Annotated in this window: 17 protein-coding genes; 8 read left to right on the forward strand and 9 right to left on the reverse strand. The window is 56.9% G+C overall.

Annotated features, from left to right (window positions below; genetic code table 11):
- Positions 1–12: 12 nt before the first annotated feature.
- Positions 13–2,631 (reverse strand): DNA mismatch repair protein MutS, encoded by a 2,619-nt coding sequence (gene mutS / locus ED661_RS13630; protein ID WP_174214186.1) that lies wholly within the window; start codon positions 2,629–2,631, stop codon positions 13–15.
- Positions 2,632–2,808: 177 nt separating this feature from the next.
- Here mutS and ED661_RS13635 point away from each other — a divergent pair, with 177 nt between their 5' ends.
- Both ED661_RS13635 and ED661_RS13640 read left to right on the forward strand, forming a co-directional pair.
- The gene (locus ED661_RS13635; RefSeq protein WP_122074464.1) at positions 2,809–5,064 is read left to right on the forward strand and encodes an NADP-dependent malic enzyme; all 2,256 of its coding nucleotides are present in this window, start codon (positions 2,809–2,811) and stop codon (positions 5,062–5,064) included.
- A 4-nt stretch (positions 5,065–5,068) separates the two neighbouring features.
- Entirely contained in the window at positions 5,069–5,941 is an 873-nt protein-coding gene (locus ED661_RS13640) for a ribokinase (protein WP_122074465.1), read from the forward strand.
- A gap of 89 nt (positions 5,942–6,030) precedes the next feature.
- Here the strand turns inward: ED661_RS13640 and msrA are convergent, their stop codons facing one another.
- Entirely contained in the window at positions 6,031–6,696 is a 666-nt protein-coding gene (gene msrA, locus ED661_RS13645; protein WP_122074466.1) for a peptide-methionine (S)-S-oxide reductase MsrA, read from the reverse strand.
- A gap of 140 nt (positions 6,697–6,836) precedes the next feature.
- On the opposite strand from msrA, the gene ED661_RS13650 reads away from it, so the two are divergent.
- On the forward strand, positions 6,837–7,745 hold the full coding sequence (locus ED661_RS13650) for a D-amino acid aminotransferase (RefSeq protein WP_122074467.1): 909 nt from the start codon (positions 6,837–6,839) through the stop codon (positions 7,743–7,745).
- Positions 7,745–8,458, forward strand: coding sequence for an HAD family hydrolase (locus ED661_RS13655; protein WP_122074468.1), 714 nt, complete (start codon positions 7,745–7,747; stop codon positions 8,456–8,458). The genes ED661_RS13650 and ED661_RS13655 overlap by 1 nt, the downstream gene beginning before the upstream one ends.
- A 75-nt stretch (positions 8,459–8,533) precedes the next feature.
- Here the strand turns inward: ED661_RS13655 and ED661_RS13660 are convergent, their stop codons facing one another.
- The 5 genes from ED661_RS13660 to ED661_RS13680 form a co-directional block, all read right to left on the reverse strand.
- Positions 8,534–8,818, reverse strand: coding sequence for an SCP2 sterol-binding domain-containing protein (locus ED661_RS13660; RefSeq protein ID WP_122074469.1), 285 nt, complete (start codon positions 8,816–8,818; stop codon positions 8,534–8,536).
- A 112-nt stretch (positions 8,819–8,930) separates the two neighbouring features.
- Positions 8,931–9,383: a DUF1810 domain-containing protein gene (locus ED661_RS13665; RefSeq protein ID WP_122074470.1), complete on the reverse strand. Its 453-nt coding sequence runs from the start codon at positions 9,381–9,383 to the stop codon at positions 8,931–8,933.
- Positions 9,384–9,432: 49 nt separating this feature from the next.
- Entirely contained in the window at positions 9,433–10,470 is a 1,038-nt protein-coding gene (locus ED661_RS13670) for a M48 family metallopeptidase (protein ID WP_122074471.1), read from the reverse strand.
- Positions 10,467–11,513 carry a YjgN family protein gene (locus ED661_RS13675; protein ID WP_122074472.1) on the reverse strand — a complete coding sequence of 349 codons (1,047 nt, stop codon included), beginning with the start codon at positions 11,511–11,513 and terminating at the stop codon, positions 10,467–10,469. The genes ED661_RS13670 and ED661_RS13675 overlap by 4 nt, the downstream gene beginning before the upstream one ends.
- A gap of 157 nt (positions 11,514–11,670) precedes the next feature.
- A complete protein-coding gene (locus tag ED661_RS13680) occupies positions 11,671–12,897 on the reverse strand; it encodes an argininosuccinate synthase (protein ID WP_122074473.1) in 1,227 nt (408 codons plus the stop codon).
- Positions 12,898–13,033: 136 nt separating this feature from the next.
- On the opposite strand from ED661_RS13680, the gene ED661_RS13685 reads away from it, so the two are divergent.
- The 3 genes from ED661_RS13685 (at position 13,034) to ilvA (ending at position 16,030) form a co-directional block, all read left to right on the forward strand.
- Complete coding sequence (locus ED661_RS13685; protein ID WP_371412445.1) at positions 13,034–13,792, forward strand: argininosuccinate synthase; 759 nt, start codon at positions 13,034–13,036, stop codon at positions 13,790–13,792.
- A gap of 179 nt (positions 13,793–13,971) precedes the next feature.
- The gene (locus ED661_RS13690; RefSeq protein WP_122074475.1) at positions 13,972–14,724 is read left to right on the forward strand and encodes a threonine dehydratase; all 753 of its coding nucleotides are present in this window, start codon (positions 13,972–13,974) and stop codon (positions 14,722–14,724) included.
- Positions 14,725–14,803: 79 nt separating this feature from the next.
- Complete coding sequence (ilvA, locus tag ED661_RS13695; protein WP_122074476.1) at positions 14,804–16,030, forward strand: threonine ammonia-lyase IlvA; 1,227 nt, start codon at positions 14,804–14,806, stop codon at positions 16,028–16,030.
- 224 nt (positions 16,031–16,254) lie between these two features.
- Here the strand turns inward: ilvA and ED661_RS13700 are convergent, their stop codons facing one another.
- Positions 16,255–16,578 (reverse strand): Hpt domain-containing protein, encoded by a 324-nt coding sequence (locus ED661_RS13700; protein ID WP_122074477.1) that lies wholly within the window; start codon positions 16,576–16,578, stop codon positions 16,255–16,257.
- A 170-nt stretch (positions 16,579–16,748) separates the two neighbouring features.
- On the opposite strand from ED661_RS13700, the gene ED661_RS13705 reads away from it, so the two are divergent.
- On the forward strand, positions 16,749–18,020 hold the full coding sequence (locus ED661_RS13705) for a PP2C family protein-serine/threonine phosphatase (protein WP_122074478.1): 1,272 nt from the start codon (positions 16,749–16,751) through the stop codon (positions 18,018–18,020).
- 187 nt (positions 18,021–18,207) lie between these two features.
- Here ED661_RS13705 and ED661_RS13710 read toward each other — a convergent pair whose 3' ends face one another.
- On the reverse strand, positions 18,208–18,651 hold the full coding sequence (locus ED661_RS13710; RefSeq protein ID WP_122074479.1) for an NUDIX hydrolase: 444 nt from the start codon (positions 18,649–18,651) through the stop codon (positions 18,208–18,210).
- Positions 18,652–18,678: the final 27 nt, after the last annotated feature.

Genomic DNA, 18,678 nt, shown 5'->3' on the forward strand with positions numbered 1-18,678 from the left:
AGCCGCTCTTTTCTATCTGCCGGCGTCTTTCAGGCGGTAGAGCGCCTCGAGGGCTTCACGTGGGGTGAGGTCGTCAGGGTGAATACTCTCTAACAACTGTTCCACGGCAGAGGGGCCAGAGGCGGGTTTTGGCTGTGGTGGCGGGGCGGCCGCAAAAAGGGGCAGATCGTCGATCTGGATTTTTGCCCCGGCGCCTTCGCGGCTGCCTTGCTCCAGCAGGTCCAGTACATCGCGGGCGCGGGCAACAACAGAGGCAGGCAGGCCAGCCAGCTGGGCCACCTGCACCCCGTAAGAGCGATCCGCTGCGCCCTTTTTGACCTCATGCAGAAAGATTACCTCGCCCTCCCATTCCTTGACCGAGACGGTTGCGTTTTCCACGCCGGAGAGCTTGTTCGAGAGCTGGGTCAATTCATGGTAATGGGTGGCAAAGAGGGCGCGGGACTGGTTGATCTCGTGCAGGTGTTCCAGCGTCGCCCAGGCGATGGAAAGACCATCATAGGTGGCGGTGCCGCGACCAATTTCATCCAGGATTACCAGCGCGCGATCATCGGCCTGATTGAGGATCGCGGCGGTTTCGACCATTTCGACCATGAAGGTCGAACGCCCGCGTGCCAAATCATCCGAGGCACCAACCCGGCTGAACAACTGACTGACCAGCCCGATATGCGCGGTTTCAGCGGGCACGTAACTGCCCATCTGCGCCAGCAGGGCAATCAGGGCATTCTGCCGCAGGAAGGTTGATTTACCGGCCATGTTGGGACCGGTCAAAAGCCAGACGGCAGCGCCAGCGCTGGCAGTGAGATCACAATCATTGGCGACAAATCTATCGCCACCCTGTTGTCGCAGCGCGCGTTCCACAACCGGATGCCGCCCGCCGGTGATGGCAAAGGCGCGCGAGGCATCAACGCGGGGGCGCGCCCAGCCTTCACCCCGTGCCAGATCCGCCAGAGCGGTGAGGAGATCCAGCTCTGCCAGGCCACGCGCAGCTCCGTTCAGCCGGGCAGCCTGGTCCATTATAGCTCCAGAAAGCGTGGAATAGAGCCGTTTTTCGATCTCAAGTGCGCGATTTCCGGAGTTTAGAATCCGGGTCTCGATCTCGCTGAGTTCGACGGTGGTGAAACGCACCTGATTTGCGGTGGTTTGACGATGGATGTATTTTTCCGACAGCGGTGGTGACAGCATTTTATCCGCATGGGTTGCTGTGGTCTCGATGAAATAGCCCAGCACATTGTTGTGTTTGACCTTCAGCGAAGTGATGCCGGTATGGGCGGCATAGTCCTGCTGCATGCCAGCAATAACGGAGCGGCCTTCGTCGCGCAGGGTGCGGGCTTCATCCAGCTCCTCATTGTACCCGGAAGCGATAAAGCCACCATCCCGGGCCAGCAGCGGTGGCTCGGCCACCAGGGCAGCATCCAAAAGATCAAGCAGGCTATCAAACCCGGTGAGATCGGCGGTGGCGGCTGTGACCAGCGGGGGGAGGTCCTCATTGGCGTTTCTATCCGCAATGGCACTGGCCTGGGCCAGCCCGTTGCGGATGGCGGCGAGGTCACGCGGGCCGCCGCGATCCAGCGCCAGGCGTGACAGCGCCCGGTCCAGATCCGGGGTTTTACGCAGAGCATCGCGCAGATCCTCGCAGAGCTGATCGCGCTCAAACGCAAAATCAAGCGCTGCAAGCCGGGCATTGATCACATCCAGATTGCGAGAGGGGCTGGACAGACGCTGTTCCAGCAGGCGCGCCCCGCCAGGGGTGACGGTGCGGTCCACCACCGAGAGCAGGGAGCCGGCGCGTGCTCCAGAGAGCGAGCGGGTAAGTTCCAGACTGGCGCGGGTGGAGGCGTCGATCTGCACCACGCGATCCTCTGCTTCCTGTACTGGTTGCTGCAGAAGCGGCAGTTTGCCCTTTTGGGTGATTTCCAAATAGTCGATCAAGGCCCCCATGGCGGAGACCTCGGCCCGGCTGAAGCTGCCAAATCCATCCAGGGCACTGACACCAAACAGGGCACAGATCCGTTTTTCCGCCGCAGTACTGTCAAAACTGGCCTTGCCCAGCGGTGTCAGCGGGATTTTATATTCTTCGGCCAGAGGAGTGGTTGCCTCAAAGGTGGCGCCATCTGCAACGATCAGCTCGGAGGGGGCCAGGCGCGCCAGTTCCGGCGACAGGCGGACCTGGCTGATCGGCATCACATGAAAGGCGCCGGTTGAAATATCAGCCCAGGCTAGGGCGGCCTCATCCCGCAGTTCAGAATAGGAGACGAGGAAATTGTGTCGCCGGGCTTCGAGCAGGGAGTCCTCGGTCAGGGTGCCGGGGGTGACCAGCCGCACCACGTCGCGTTTGACTACTGATTTGCCACCGCGTTTCTTGGCTTCGGCCGGGGTTTCCAGCTGTTCGCCCACGGCAACACGAAACCCCTTGCGGATCAGGGTCAGCAGATAGCCCTCGGCGGCATGAAAGGGCACGCCACACATGGGGATGTCCTGATCATTGTGTTTGCCCCGTTTGGTCAAGGCGATGTCCAGGGCCTCGGCGGCATTGATCGCATCGTCAAAGAACATCTCGTAGAAGTCGCCCATCCGGTAAAACAACAGCGCATCCGGGTACTGAGCCTTGATGTCGAGGTATTGCGCCATCATGGGCGTGACTGTGGCCAAGGGAGATCTCCGCGATTTCGGTATTTTGGTTGCCGGACCATACAAATCACCCGCCTGCGGCGAAAGGTGAAAACGTATAGTCGTTGTGGCAACTGAATGGCTGGGCTATGAAGTTCCAGCCCCCATAGAAACGCCCCACAGAAAAGAACGACAGAAACGATGCGCAAAGCGAAGATTACCGACGAAGAAGCCCTCGCCTTTCACCTGGATCCCACGCCGGGGAAATGGGAGATAAACGCCACCGTCCCGATGACGACGCAGCGCGATCTGTCGCTGGCCTATTCACCCGGTGTTGCAGTGCCCTGCGAGGCGATCGCGGCCAATCCGGAAACCGCCTATGACTATACCAACAAGGGCAACCTTGTGGCGGTGATCTCCAACGGGACTGCGGTTCTGGGTCTGGGCAATCTCGGAGCGCTGGGCTCCAAACCGGTGATGGAGGGAAAATCCGTTCTCTTCAAACGCTTTGCCGATGTGAACTCGATCGATATCGAGCTGGACACCGAAGACCCAGACAAGTTCATCGAGGCAGTCCGTCTGATGGGGCCGACATTCGGCGGTATCAACCTCGAGGACATCAAGGCGCCAGAGTGTTTCATCATTGAGCAAAAGCTCAAGGAAGAGATGGATATCCCGGTCTTCCACGATGACCAGCACGGCACGGCGGTGATCTGTGCCGCCGGGTTGATCAATGCGCTGCATATCTCGGGCAAAAAGATCGAAGACGTGAAGATTGTGCTGAACGGTGCTGGGGCGGCTGGCATTGCCTGCATAGAGCTGCTCAAACGCATGGGCGCGCGGCATGAAAATTGCATCGTCTGTGACACTAAAGGCGTGATCTATCAGGGCCGTACCGAGGGCATGAACCAGTGGAAATCGGCCCATGCCGTGACCACCGAGCTGCGCACTCTGGAAGAGGCCATGGACGGCGCTGATGTTTTCCTTGGTGTTTCGGTCAAAGGCGCGGTGACGCAGGACATGGTTGCCAAGATGGCTGACAATCCGGTGATCTTTGCCATGGCAAACCCGGATCCGGAAATCACCCCGGAAGAGGCCCATGAGGTCCGCGTTGACGCCATCGTTGCCACTGGCCGGTCCGATTACCCCAACCAGGTCAACAACGTGCTGGGCTTCCCCTATCTCTTCCGCGGCGCGCTGGACATTCACGCCCGCGCCATCAATGACGAGATGAAGATCGCCTGTGCCCATGCCCTGGCTGCGCTGGCGCGCGAAGATGTGCCAGACGAGGTGGCGCTGGCCTATGGAAAATCCCTGACTTTTGGCCGTGACTATATCATCCCGACCCCCTTTGATCCGCGTCTGATCTACCGCATTCCCCCTGCCGTGGCCAAGGCCGGCATGGATACCGGTGCGGCCCGTCGCCCCATTATCGATATGGAGGCCTATGAGATTGGCCTCAAGGGTCGGATGGATCCAACCGCGTCGATCCTGCGCGGCTTGAACGCGCGGGCCCGTTCGGCACAAAGCCGGATGATCTTTGCCGAAGGCGACGACCCGCGCGTGTTGCGGGCCGCTGTCAATTATCAGCGCTCTGGTTTCGGCAAGGCGCTGGTTGTTGGTCGCACCGAGGATGTCAAAGCAAAACTCGAAGCTGCCGGTTTGGGAGACGCGGTCCGCGAGCTGGAGATCGTCAATGCCGCCAATACCACGCATCTGTCGAGCTATAAGCAGTTCCTGTACAAACGCTTGCAGCGCAAAGGCTTTGACCGTCACGACATCCACCGGATGGCCGCCCGTGACCGGCATGTCTTTTCGGCTCTGATGCTGGCCCATGGTCACGGCGATGGCCTGGTGACCGGGGCCACCCGCAAATCCGCCCATGTTCTGGACCGCATCAACCACGTCTTTGACGCCGATCAAGATCACGGCGTTGCCGGCATTACCGCGTTGTTGCACAAGGGCCGGATCGTGCTGATGGGCGACACTTTGGTGCATGAATGGCCGGATGAAAATGATCTGGCCAATATCGCCGAGCGCGCTGCCGGTGTGGCGCGCCACATGGGTCTGGACCCTCGGGTCGCCTTTGTCAGCTTCTCTACCTTTGGCTACCCGGTGTCGGAACGCGCCGAAAAGATGCATATCGCGCCCTCGGTGCTGGATGCCCGCGGGGTTGATTTTGAATATGAGGGTGAGATGACTGTCGATGTGGCGCTGAATGCCGCCGCACAAGAAGCCTATCCCTTCCAGCGCCTCTCCGGTCCGGCCAATATCCTGATCGTGCCGGCGCGCCATTCAGCCTCGATCTCGACCAAACTGATGCAGGAGATGGGTGGCGCAACCGTCATTGGCCCGATCCTCTCGGGTGTGCCAGAGCCGATCCAGATCTGCTCGACCACCTCGACGGCCAATGACATCCTGAACATGGCGGTGCTGGCCGCCTGTAATATCGGGTAACCACATGGCGATTTGGAACCTGGGCTCGATCAATGCGGATATGGTCTATGCCCTGCCGCATCTGCCGGTGGCGGGGGAGACCCTCGCGGCCACAGGTTTGGACCAGTTCCTGGGCGGTAAGGGGGCCAATATGTCGGTCGCCGCCGCCCGTGCCGGCTCCACCGTGCATCACATAGGCGCTGTAGGGCCAGAAGGCAGCTGGGCGGTTCAGCGTTTGATGGAATATGGCGTAGATACACGCCATATTGCGACACTGGATCTGCCCACGGGCCATGCCATCATCGCGGTGGACTCCGCCGGGGAAAACCAGATCATCCTGTTTCCCGGTGCCAATCAGGCCATCAGCAGCAATCAGATCGGCCAGGCTCTTTCCGAGGCCGCATCAGGCGATACCCTGGTTCTGCAGAACGAGACCAATCTACAACCCGAAGCGGTAGAAATGGCGCAGAAACTTGGGCTGAAAGTGGCCTATGCCGCCGCCCCCTTCGAGGCCGAGGCAGTGCAGGCGGTTCTGCCCTTCCTGGATCTCCTGTTCCTCAACGCGGTTGAAGCAGAACAGCTACAGCAGGCAATCGGCAAGACGCCGCAGGATCTCGGGGTTGCGGATGTCATCGTCACTCTGGGTTCCAAAGGTGCGCGTCACTTTGACGGCTCCACGGGAAACACCACGGATGTGCCGGCCTTACCGGTCACCCCAGTGGATACCACCGGAGCGGGTGACACTTTCACCGGCTATGTGCTCTCGGGTCTCGATCGTGGCTTGCCCATGGTCCAGGCCATGGCCCAGGCGGCCCGCGCCGGGGCTCTGATGGTCACGCGCCACGGCACGGCGGATGTAATTCCTGACTTGAAAGAGGTGCAAGAGGCCCGCTTCTGACCGCACCTCTTGTCCATTTCATTTGGCTGAAAATATCCCGGGGGTGAATTGCGCATGGCGCAAGAGGGGGCTGGCCCCCTTCTGCCGCCTCAATGATCTTTGGCAAAGGGGGCTGCATCCCCCCAAAGCTGCGCCACCCGGGCATCGCGACCACAGGCCTGACGATACCGTTTGTACGCGGCAGCCTGACGTTTGGGGCCAAAGCGGGTAAAGATAAGTTTGCTGCCCTTGTAATAGTCCTGGTGATAGTCTTCAGCGCGATAAAAGGTACTGGTCTCCAGGATGGGCGTGACAATCTTTTGCCCCAACTCCACTTCAGCCTTCGCCAATGTCGCCTCAGCCAGAGCCTTTTCCCCAGGGTTAGAGACAAAAATGGCAGTGCTATAAACCACTCCCCGGTCACAGAACTGCCCTTCCGCATCGGTAGGATCAACGGATCTGATGAACAGCTCCAACAGTTGTTTGCGGCTGACACGCGCGGGATCAAACAGGATTTCCACAGCTTCCAAATGCCCGGTGCCGCCTTTGCCCACCTCACCATATGTGGGATTTTTGGTGCGGCCTCCGGTGTAGCCAGAGACGGCTTCGATCACGCCGGGTACCGATTCAAAATCGCTTTCCACACACCAGAAACAGCCGCCCGCAACCGTGAGCCGTTCTTGCGTTTGCGCCTCGGCATTCTCGCCGCGCAGCACCAGGGCAAGCAGCATAAAGACCGTAAGGGCGACAGGTTTCAGGGTTTTGAAAATCTGCATGGTGACCTCCGTTTTTGGCACCCTGCCGGGGCTCTGGGTCTGGCTCAACCCTGTGACATCAAATGTCACGCGGAGGTGAGCGCAAGTTACCGCTTGGAAATTGGATCCAATCCTTCTAGCGTGCCGCTAAGGAGGACCCCATGACCGAGAAAATGAGCACCCATCAGGCGACAGAAGATCAGCGCAACGAAGAGATCCTGATCTATCTGAACGGCAAGATTGTCCCCAAGGCACAGGCCACCGTGAGCGTCTATGACAGTGGCTTTATGCTGGGCGACGGCGTCTGGGAGGGGCTGCGGCTGTACAATGGGACCTGGGCCTTCATTGATAAACATCTCGACCGGTTGTTCGAGGCCGCCAAGGCCATTGATCTGGACATTGGATTGGACCGGAAGGGCGTGAAAAATGCCATATTAGAGACACAAAAGGCAAATGAGATGACCTCGGATGCCCATGCGCGGCTGATGGTGACCCGGGGACCAAAAACACGGCCCTTCCAGCACCCGTCGCTGTCACAGCAGGGGCCGACCATGGTCATCATCATGGAACACTCCAAGCCCAATCTGCCGCGCCCCATTCGGCTGGCGACAGTGCCGCATCTTCGGGGGCTCCCGATGACCCAGGATCCAAAGCTCAACTCGCATTCCAAACTGAACTGCATTCTGGCCTGTATCGCTGCCGAAAAGGCTGGCGCAGACGAGGGGCTGATGCTGGATGTGAATGGCTTTGTAAACACCACCAATGCCTGCAACTTTTTCATCGTGCGCAAAGGCGCGGTTTGGACCTCGACCGGGGATTACTGCATGAATGGCATTACCCGGCAAAAGGTCATCGACCTGTGTCGGGCCAATGACATCCCGGTTTTTGAGCGCAACTATTCCCTGGTAGATACCTATGGCGCCGATGAGGCCTTCCTAACAGGCACCTTTGGCGCCCAGACCCCGGTTGGTGATATCGACGGGCGACAAATTGGCAGTGGTGAAATGGGACCACTGACCAAGCGTATTCGCGGGCTTTACAAGGCGATGATCGAAGGGGAGTGCGCCTGATGCGGATTGCCATGTGGTCCGGGCCGCGCAATCTGTCGACGGCCATGATGTATGCCTTTGGCAATCGTGGCGATTGCGCGGTGGTGGATGAGCCCTTTTATGCCGCCTATCTGGCCCTGACGGACCTGCAGCACCCGATGCGGGAAGAGATTCTGGAGAGCCAATCACAAAACGCGGATGAGGTTGCGGCGTCGCTGGTGGGGCCAGTTCCGGCAGCAAAGCCCTATTTCTACCAAAAGCACATGACCCAGCATATGATTGACGCTGTGCCCCGCGATTGGATGCGTGAGGTGACAAACCTGTTCCTGATCCGTCATCCGGCGCGGGTGATTGCATCTTATGCGGCGAAACGGGAGAACCCGACGCTGGATGATATCGGGTTTCGTCAGCAGGCGGAGCTGTTTGATCTCTGCCGCAGCTGGGGGCAGAGACCGGTTGTGGTTGATAGCCATGACATTCGCGAGAATCCCGAGGCCAAGCTGGAACAGCTCTGTGAGGCGATTGACCTGCCTTCCTCGCCGAAGATGCTGAGCTGGCCCAGGGGCGGCCATCCTGAGGATGGGGTCTGGGCCCCTGTCTGGTATGGTGCGGTGTGGAATTCAACCGGTTTTGCCGGACCGGAAGGAGCTCTGCCAGAGGTGCCAGATGCGCTGCGCTCGGTGCTGGAGGCGGCGATGCCCTATTATGAAGAGATGAAGGCGCTCAAGATTTGAGAGGGACGAAGTGGGGGCTTTACCCCCCGCGCCAGTGGCGCTCCCCCCAGAATATTTGGGGAAAGGTGAAAGGCATTAGCCGATCAGTTTGCCCAGGCGCATTGCGGTGGTCATATCGCCCGAGATCTTGAGCTTGCCCGTCATCACGCCGGTCATGGGGTTCAATTTGCCCTTGAGCAGTTTCACCAGGTTGTCCTGACTGAGTGTGATGGTGCAATCAGTGTCGCGGTTGGTTGTGGAGGCGGCGCCTTCTGCCAGGACGATGACACCGGCGCTGCCGCAATCAAATTTCAACGATCCCTCAAAACTCTTGTTCTGAAGGGCCTCTGATATGCCTGTTGCAATTTCTTGTAATGCCACCTGTCTACCCCTTTGGACTGTCAGTAAAAGGGGTAGGTCTGTGACTGGCAGCTGGCAAGCCTGACGAAGCGGCAGGCACCCGGCAAAGGGGAGTAAGACTGCGGGCGGTGCCTTAAGAAATCGCTTCCACAGTGACTTCGCAGGGTGTGGCTGCAAAAAACGTGGCGAGCACCTCGGCAAAGATACCCGGTGCGCTCGGAACGGCGGCAAACAGGGTCATGGAGGAGCAGAGCTTTTTGGCATCTGTTGCGCCGAGGACTGCTGCGGGGTCTTGCCCCTGATGGGTCAGCATCAATTCGGAGACCTCGATCAAGCGGGCGCGCAGCACCTCATGACCCAGATAGGCGCTGGCCTCGGAGAGGTCTTCGATTCCATAGAGCTGCGCCATATGGGATTGGCCAAGTTCCGCCAGCTGGGGAAAGACAAACCACATCCAATGGCCGGCCTTCTTGCCTGCTGTCAGCTCTGCCAGGACCTCTGTCCAGACGGTGTCCTGAGCTTCGACAAACATCTCCAGCTCTTCTGCGAAATCATCTTCAAAGAGGTCATCCTCTTGATCCGTCATCCCAAACTCCGTCTGCGCCGATATTTGGCTGACCCTAGCGGAAGCAGAACTACTGCGCCAGACGCTCTTTGAAACTATCAATGTTTCTGACACGGTCCCGACTGAGGGGGTGGCTGGACAGCCAATCCCTGCTGCCATCATAGGCTTTGATCGCCTCAAAGAAGCGTCGCAGGCCCTCCGTGGAGTAACCGGATTTGCTGATGAGATGCAGCGCATAGGTATCTGCTTCCAATTCGTGCTGGCGGGAAAAGGAGAGGTTCACAACGGCTTGTCCCTCTAGCGCCAGACTGTCGAGGATAGGGCCGACATCGCCGGCAAGCAGTGCAATCAGCAGGTAGACTGACAGGGAATGATAGAGCTGTTTGAGGCTGTGGTTCTTGGCGACATGGCCAATTTCATGTGCCAAGACCCCGGCGATCAAGTCCGGGTCCTCAGCAAAACTTCTGACCAGCTTATCTGTTAGTATGATGGTGCCGCCGGGCAGGGCCAGGGCATTGGGGCCGGCATTGGCAATGTTGCGAAAGGTCAGGCGGATGTCGCGATCCGGTATATCCACATGGGGCAGAAGTTTGTTTAGCAAGGCCTGCTGTACCTCCCGTTGCGCCGCCGGCAGCTGACTGCTTGAGGCCATAAAGCGGTCAAGGGAGGCGAGGGTGGAGGCATCTATCTGGCGCACAACGGCTGCAGGGGTCATCCAGACAGCTAGGGCCACGAGGACCGGAAGCCCCCATTTCCAGACGGCAAAGATGGCCGCAAGTGTTGCAGCAATCACCAGGCCAAGGCGGGGGCTGAAAATCTCAAAATACCGCAGCAGGCGATTGCTCAGGGGTTCCTGCATCAGGATTGAGATCTGTGGATCCTGGGTTTGAAACATCCAGTTATCGGGGAAATGCGTGTTGCGCGGCCCGGTGCCAACAGGATTGTCCAGCTTGACCTGGTCACGTGCCGCCCGGGTCAGGATCTGACCAGAGAGCGGATCAAGGAGAAAGATGTTGTCCTGTGTGACAGAGATCTCGGCCTCCACATAGGCCGAAGAGCCGGGCGCAAAGGCCCGGCCCAGGATCCTTGGATCCTGTATGTGTGTCACAGCGCGATATCCAGATCGATGCCTTCGATATCGGAGTAGGCATCGCCAATGGCGTTGGTATCGCTGATGATTTCGCCCTCAAACTCTTCCAGGGTACCATTTGGCAACAGGGCGGTGTTCTGTGCCACATAGCGATGCAGACGTACCTGCGCCCAAGGCAACATCAGACCAAGCGTACAGATCACCACCAGAGCATTTGACAGGGCCAGCCAGAGCATTGGCCCGACAGAGATGGTGGACCGGAAGCCATGTTGATTGGGACCCAGAGTGGTTGCGGTATAGACAATGTTACGCAGCAGGGTCGTGTAGATCACGCCGCCAAGCACAACCATGACCAGGAGAAAGACATAGCCGACAGTCATGGTGGTGATCATTTTGCTTTGGGCATCCAGGCCAGTATTGCCCTGTAGGTCCACTATGCTGGGAATGACATAGAAGCCATAGCCAACAATACCGACGACACCAAAGACAGCTGCGAGCAGGAATATCTTGTAGAAGGGGCCAATGGGGCTGTCGAAGTGGAACCGCGTTTTACCCAGGCTGTGACCATTGATGGCAAAGCGCTGGATCGCCTGATCCAAGAAGGGAAAGGTCGTATAGAGGCTGAGCGCAACAAGGATCGGAATCCCCATATAGACCCGGTAGGCATCGCCGGTTTCACCATCAAAATTGAACCGCACATTGCCCCAGCTGCTGTTGCGGGCGTTGAATTTGGCGCTGCGCACAATCAAGACCGGCATACAGATAAAGATGGCCAGAATGATGACCACCGCGAGCGGTGGAGAAAAGGCCGCTGCCAGGGCATAGACAAACAGCGCCGCAATCACAATCAGGCGGCCGATCAGGATTTGCTTACCGGTGGCATGATAGTCAAAATTGCGTCCCGCCACCCAGGTATTCTGGTAGAAGTATTTCTTGGTGCGAACCTTGGCCCAGGCCGAATAGATGCCCAGGGTAAGGACCGAGAGCAGTAGGTTGACGATCCAGATGCCGAACCACTCTTTGGCGGCGCCGCGAAATTCGAAACCTTCCTGTGACGACATGATAAACTCCTAAAACAGCAATGTTAAAAGGAGGTATCCTCAAGATTGAATTCAGTAAAATCTGTTCAGCCAGTGGTGGAATATTTAGTGGCTGACAACAAGAAGGGCCACACCCTTAGGTGCGGCCCTTTCAAAAAAGCGATCATATCTCAGAGTGCTACTTCTTCAGGCGGCGCTCACGGGCGGCCAGCAGTTTCAGGCGCAGTGCGTTGAGCTGGATAAAGCCTGCCGCATCGGTCTGGTCATAGGCGCCGGCATCTTCTTCAAAGGTCACATGAGCCTCGGAGTAGAGCGTGTGATCCGACCAGCGGCCAACGCAGGTGGCGGAGCCCTTGTAGAGCTTCAGACGCACGGTGCCGGTGACATGAGTCTGGCTGGCGTCGATGGCGGCCTGCAGCATTTCGCGCTCAGGGGAATACCAGAAGCCGTTGTAGATCAGCTCGGCATATTTTGGCATCAGCTCATCTTTGAGGTGCATGGCGCCACGGTCCATAGTGATGGACTCGATACCGCGGTGCGCTTCCAGCAGCAGGGTGCCGCCGGGGGTCTCATAGATGCCACGCGATTTCATGCCAACAAAGCGGCCTTCAACCAGGTCGAGACGACCGCAGCCGTGCTTGCCGCCGTATTCATTCAGCTTGGTCAGGATGGTCGCGGGCGACATGGCCTCACCATTGATCGAGACAGCGTCGCCTTTTTCAAAGCCGATTTCGATGAATTCGGGTTCGTTGGGCGCGTCCTCAGGGTGAACGGTGCGCTGGTAGACGTAATCGGGTGCCTCGACGGCGGGATCTTCCAGAACCTTACCTTCCGAGGAGGTGTGCAGCAGGTTTGCATCCACCGAGAAAGGCGCTTCGCCGCGCTTGTCTTTGGCGACGGGGATCTGGTTCTGCTCGGCAAACTCCAAGAGACGGGTGCGCGAGGTCAGATCCCACTCACGCCAGGGCGCGATCACCTTGATGTCGGGGTTCAGCGCATAGGCGGCCAGTTCAAAACGCACCTGGTCGTTGCCCTTGCCGGTGGCGCCATGGGCAACCGCATCGGCGCCGGTGGCTTCGGCGATCTCAACCAGACGTTTGGAGATCAGCGGGCGCGCGATCGAGGTACCCAGCAGATACAGACCCTCATAGACCGCATTGGCGCGGAACATCGGGAAGACAAAATCGCGCACAAACTCTTCGCGCACGTCTTCGATGTAGATGTTCTCGGGTTTGATGCCGAGCAACTCAGCCTTATGGCGGGCGGGCTCCAGCTCTTCACCCTGGCCGAGATCGGCGGTGAAGGTGACAACTTCGCAGCCATACTCGGTCTGCAGCCATTTCAGGATGATTGAGGTATCAAGGCCACCGGAATAGGCCAGCACAACTTTCTTGGGCGCGGACATGGAATTTCCTCTCAGTCAGATCGACTGGGCGATAGCGGGTTTCGAACGTGAGGGCAAGGTTTACTGGGGTTTTCCTTTGTGGTGAACTCGCATAGGGAGATTTTGAATTGAGCGTATGTGTTTAAGGATGTTGACCGTGGCAGGTTGGAAGATATTTCTCCATTCGGTGTTTTTGCTGAACCGCAATTTCAACACTGCGCTCAGAGTTTTTTCCCCTCTGATTGCCCTCTCTGTATGTGTCACGCTTCTCTGGACTGGCGGAATGATGGTGGGTGTTGAAGGTGCATCATTGGGTTGGTTAGGGTTTCTGCTGGCTTTGTCCTTGCTGGAGGTGTTCGTTGCCATCTGGGTGGCAGTTGCCTGGCATCGTTATGTCCTGTTGGAAGAAGAGACTGGGCTAATACCCGTCTTCAACGGAAAGAGAATACGCGAGTACTTCGGAGCCAGCATTCTGGTCGGCTTGACCATTTTGGGCGCTGTCTTTTTATTTTTCCTCCCTGGGTTTGCTCTTGCAACAGTTGTGGGTGTTTTGTTTGGTCTGGAAGGCGAAGGATCTGTATTCAATCTTTTATTGGGTGTAATTGGCTTTGTCTTTGCTGGTTGGGTTTTTTCTAGGCTATCACCGCTTTTTCCGGCCGTGGCCTTGGGAGAAAAGGCGACCCTGAAAGGGGCCTGGAAAGCAACGTCGGGCGTCTCGGTTTCTGTATTGGCAATCCTGCCTCTGTTCTACCTGTTCAACTATGGGTTGGTTGCTCTAGTCGGGGCGGCTGTTCTTCCGTTCAACACCCTTGTTGGAGATCTGGTTATCGCTATCGTAAATTGCGCCTGTGCCATGGTGAGTATTAGTATTCTTACGTCCATCTACGGCGTTGTGGTTGAAGGTCGTGAAGTCTGAAGAGCGTCGGTGGACCACCTTTGTATCGCGGGGGGCTTTCACCTTTACTTCGGTGATTTCTCATGACCCGCGCGTGTAACCGGGACTTGTTGCGACGGATTTTCCTTTGTTGCACACTCGCATAGCGTGCGACATAACGTGCGAAATTGAGTTCATTTGTTATGCTGGAGAGAATTTAGATGAAGTCTTGGTCGATTTTTGCCCATTCCTTTGGGATGGTGTTTCGCAACCTGAAACAAGCCATGCAGATTGGGCTGGTGCCTGTGGTGATTGCATTTGCGGGTGTCTTTGCCGCGCTTTCATATCTCGGAGTGTCTGTTTCTGTCCTTCAGGATGAGCAGGCTCTGGGGCTGTTGATCTCCCAGGGCTGGATGGTTTTCGTCGGTCTCTGGGTGTTTGTCATGGTCATGATGTTCTGGATCGTGACCTCCTGGCACCGCTTTGTGCTGCTAGAAGAATACCCACAGGGATGGGTTCCGCCGTTTCGCTTTGACCGCATTCTCTCCTATATCGGCCATGCAATTATGCTCGGGATCTTGTTGCTCATTGCGATGATCCCAGCAGCGATTGTGATGATGGGTTTAAGTTCGGTCTCACCGATGCTTGCAAGCGTTTTTGCAGTTATCCTCATGTTTGCCGCTGTGGTGGGGCTTTATCGTCTGTTGCCGGTGCTTCCTGCTGCAGCCATCGGTAAACCACTGAAGATCAAAGAATCATGGGAGGTAACTGCAGGTGAAACCTGGACCATTGTTGGGCTTCTGTTCATTGGTTTCTTGTTCCAATTTCTGCTGAACATCATGGCAGCACTCTTTGTGCTGGTGCCAATCATAGGGCCGATTTTTGTCTATGCGGTGTTGTTGGTCATGTCTTTGGTCAATGTCAGCATCCTCACCACTCTCTACGGCCACTACATCGAAGGTCGCCCTATCTAACAGAGCCGGATTGGTATTCTTCGGTATGCTTTGGTCCTGCCCCCTTGCCTTGGGGGCGGGGTTGCGCCACTCAAGGGATATGACTGATTTCATGACCCAGGCCCGCGCGGCCGAGGCGGCGATGCGCGATGTATTTCCGCCCACGCCGCTACAGAAAAACGCCCACCTGTCCGAACGGTTCGGCGCGGATATCTACCTCAAGCGCGAGGATCTGAGCCCGGTTCGCTCTTACAAAATTCGCGGTGCGCTTAATGCCATGCGCAAGCAGCAGGATCAGCAGCTGTTTGTCTGCGCCTCGGCGGGAAATCACGCTCAGGGCGTCGCCTTCATGTGCAAACATATGAGCGTCAAAGGTGTGATCTTTATGCCGGTGACCACGCCGCAGCAGAAGATCCAGAAAACCCGCATTTTTGGTGGCGACAATGTCGAAATCCACTTGGTCGGCGACTATTTTGACGACACCCTGTCGGCGGCGCAGGATTGGTGCGCCCGTGAAGGTGGGCATTTCCTGTCGCCCTTTGATGATGCCGATGTGATTGAGGGTCAAAGCTCCATCGCGGTGGAAATCGAGGCGCAATTGGGCCGGGTGCCGGATCATGTGATTCTGCCAGTTGGCGGCGGCGGCATGTCTGCCGGGGTCACCAGTTGGTTTGGCGATCGGGTACATAGTCTTTTTGTGGAACCTGCCGGCGGTGCTTGTCTACGCGCAGCGCTGACGGCTGGACGCCCTGTGCCCCTGGAAAAGGTCGATACCTTTGTCGATGGTGCAGCGGTGGGGCGGTTGGGGCAACGCCCTTTTGAGTTGCTCAGACACGTGCCTTTGCCCGATGTCATCGCGCTGCCAGAGGACCGGGTCTGCACCACGATGATCGAGATGTTGAACGTCGAGGGAATCGTTCTGGAACCTGCCGGGGCCCTGGCGGTCGAGGCGCTGGGCGATCTGCGGAGCTGGATTCGCGGCAAGACCGTTGTCTGCGTTACCTCTGGCGGAAACTTCGATTTTGAGCGCCTGCCAGAGGTCAAAGAGCGGGCACAGCGATATTCTGGCATAAAAAAATATTTTTTACTGCGCCTGCCTCAACGCCCCGGGGCGCTGAAAGAGTTCCTTGGCATGCTGGGGCCTGAGGATGACATCGCAAGATTCGAGTATCTGAAGAAATCTGCCCGAAATTTTGGATCGGTACTGATCGGGATTGAAACCAAGCGGCCAGAAAACTTCACAGAGTTTTTTGCGCGGTTGGACGCGGCGGGCATGTCCTACACAGATATCACCAATGATGAGACATTGGCGCAGTTTCTGATTTGATGCCTGCGGCGACAGAGGGACCGAAGCAAAGGACTTTTGCAGGCATTGTATCGCCCGTGATTTTTCGCAACCTCCCAAATGTCCCCTGGTTGCCTGATGGCTGCGGCTGATCCAGGAAGATTGCAAGAATCGGGAGTGTTAGAAGGTTCACTGCATAATTGGTAAGCTTATGATATGTTTGTAAATGATCAGATCTTCATGCCGTCTGTGTGGTAGTTGTAGACCTACGCGAGAGTGGGGAGTTCGGCGAGAAAAACCTGTTTTGAGGTGTCAAACATAGCCAAAATTGCAGGCAGGTCGACTTGGCTGGCGCTGCCTTCTGCAGACTGGCGTTCGCCTTGCTGGCAGAGTTGTGAAAAGCTGTCAAACCCGAGATTCAACGCACTGCCTTTGAGGAAATGCAGGTCCTGTTCGAGCTGACCACGATCATCGCCACGAAGTTTTTCGATAATTTCTTCGACTTCTTCCAAAAAAAGTTCCACAACTTCGCCGAAGTCATCTGACCCAATCTCGTCTTTCAGCTCTTTAACCCGAGGCCAATCAATCATTGTGTGTTCCTATTTGCCTTCAGTCTGAGAGAGACAGATAGGTTGTAACTAGTAAATTTATGGTGAAAACGTGGCCACAGACAATTTGCAATATTCATATCCTATTAAAGGTCTGCCCTGATAGTGACAGCAGAGACTAGACCGCGACCATTTTGTAAGAGGTACCGAGGGTGCTGCCAGACAGTTCACTGGACAACGAGGAACACGCTATGAGCGGGTCGATCAGCCGTGTGTTGGTTGTTGACGACAGCCGTTTGCAGCGTCGAATTCTGGTGGCCTCTTTGCAGAAGTGGGGTTTTGACGTTGTTGAAGCCGAAAGCGGAGAAGCGGCGATGGAGATCTGCCGCGAGGATCCGCCTGATCTGATTCTCAGCGATTGGATGATGCCGGGAATGAATGGTCTGGAGTTTTGCCATGCTTTTCGGGAACAGTCCAAAGACAATTATGCCTATTTTATTCTCCTGACCTCGAAAAGCGAGAAGAACGAAGTCGCCGAAGGTCTGGATGCGGGCGCAGATGATTTCCTGACCAAACCTGTGAGCTCGGATGAGCTGCGGGCCCGGATCTCTGCCGGCGAACGTATTTTGAAGATGCAGCGGGAGCTGTCAGAAAAGAACCGGATCGTTTCTGATACTCTGGATGAGTTGCAGAACGTCTATGACGCGATCGACAAGGATCTCATTCAAGCCCGCAAGATCCAGGAATCACTGGTGCCCGAACTCTCAAAACAGTTTGGGTCTTCTACCGTTAGCCTGTTGCTAAAACCCTGTGGTCATATCGGTGGCGATCTGGTGGGCATGTTTTGCCCCGGCGTGAACCGGATCGGCTTTTATTCGATAGATGTTTCCGGACATGGTATTACCTCAGCAATGATGACGGCCCGTCTGGGCGGCTATCTGTCCTCGACCTATTTTGATCAGAATGTCGGGATGGAACAACGCTTCAAACGGTTTTACGCGCTGCGCCAACCGGATGAGGTGGCGCGTTTGCTGAACGCACGTCTGATCGCGGATACTGGCATCGAAGAATATTTCACCATGGCCTATTGCATCGTGGATCTGCGCAGCGGTGTGCTGAAGATGGTGCAGGCTGGACATCCACATCCGCTGCTGCTGCGGCGCGATGGCACCACCGAGTTCCTGGGCAAAGGTGGTGTTCCAATCGGGCTGGTGCCGGATATCAGTTATAGCCAGGAAGAGGTTGTTTTGGAGAAGGGCGACCGGTTGTTGCTTTATTCCGATGGCTTTACCGAGGCGCGGCTGGAGAATGGCGAGATGCTTGAGGTCGAAGGCCTGCTGGAGCTGATCGGCAAATGCGACGCGCGACAGAGTGGCAAAGAATTCCTGGATGACCTCTATTGGAACCTTACTCAGATCATGTCGCAAGAATATGGGTTGGAGGATGATGTTTCTGCAACCCTATTTGAATACGAAGGCCCCTGAAGCCTCGGGTTTTTGCGCGTTGAAGCGTTGAAACCAGAGGTGATTGCTGTTCAAGGACAGGGGGGCTCCCGCCAATCGTCAGATTATCAAAGATAATCCGCTCTTGTTGGGCCGGGCAGACCGCAAAGCGGTCTGCGGTCACGCCCGAATTCGAATGTTATCATAGCAAACGGATCGTTGCCCTGGCCTAGAGGTGCGAAAAGAACAGATTTGCAAAATGGCGATCACCCGCATTGCCGAGGCGGCGAAGCGCTTCTTGGGGTGCCATCCAGATCGCCTGATGACCTGTTTCAGCTGGTGGGCCGATTTTGCGCAGAGGGCGTGCCAGGTAGATATGGCATAGTTTTTCCGCCCAGAGATCGTATTCTGGCATGAAGGTATAGCGGCGGAATGCGCCGAGCCTTTTGGGGGCGCCGATGGACCAGCCGGTTTCTTCCAGGACCTCGCGGTGCAGGGCGGGCAGGGGCGATTCCCCGGGATCTATGCCGCCGCCGGGCAGTTGAATATCCGGGTGCGGATCTAGCTGACAGGTCAGCAAAACCCGGCCCTGGCGGGGCAGAATTGCATAGGCGCCGGGGCGCATGCGATACCTTTGATTTTGCCGTGGCACCTCGCCAAATCGCCTGATCATCTGCGCCCCCTTCACTCTATCGTGGAA

The organism is Pseudophaeobacter sp. EL27 (assembly GCF_900313025.1).
GTDB lineage: Bacteria > Pseudomonadota > Alphaproteobacteria > Rhodobacterales > Rhodobacteraceae > Pseudophaeobacter.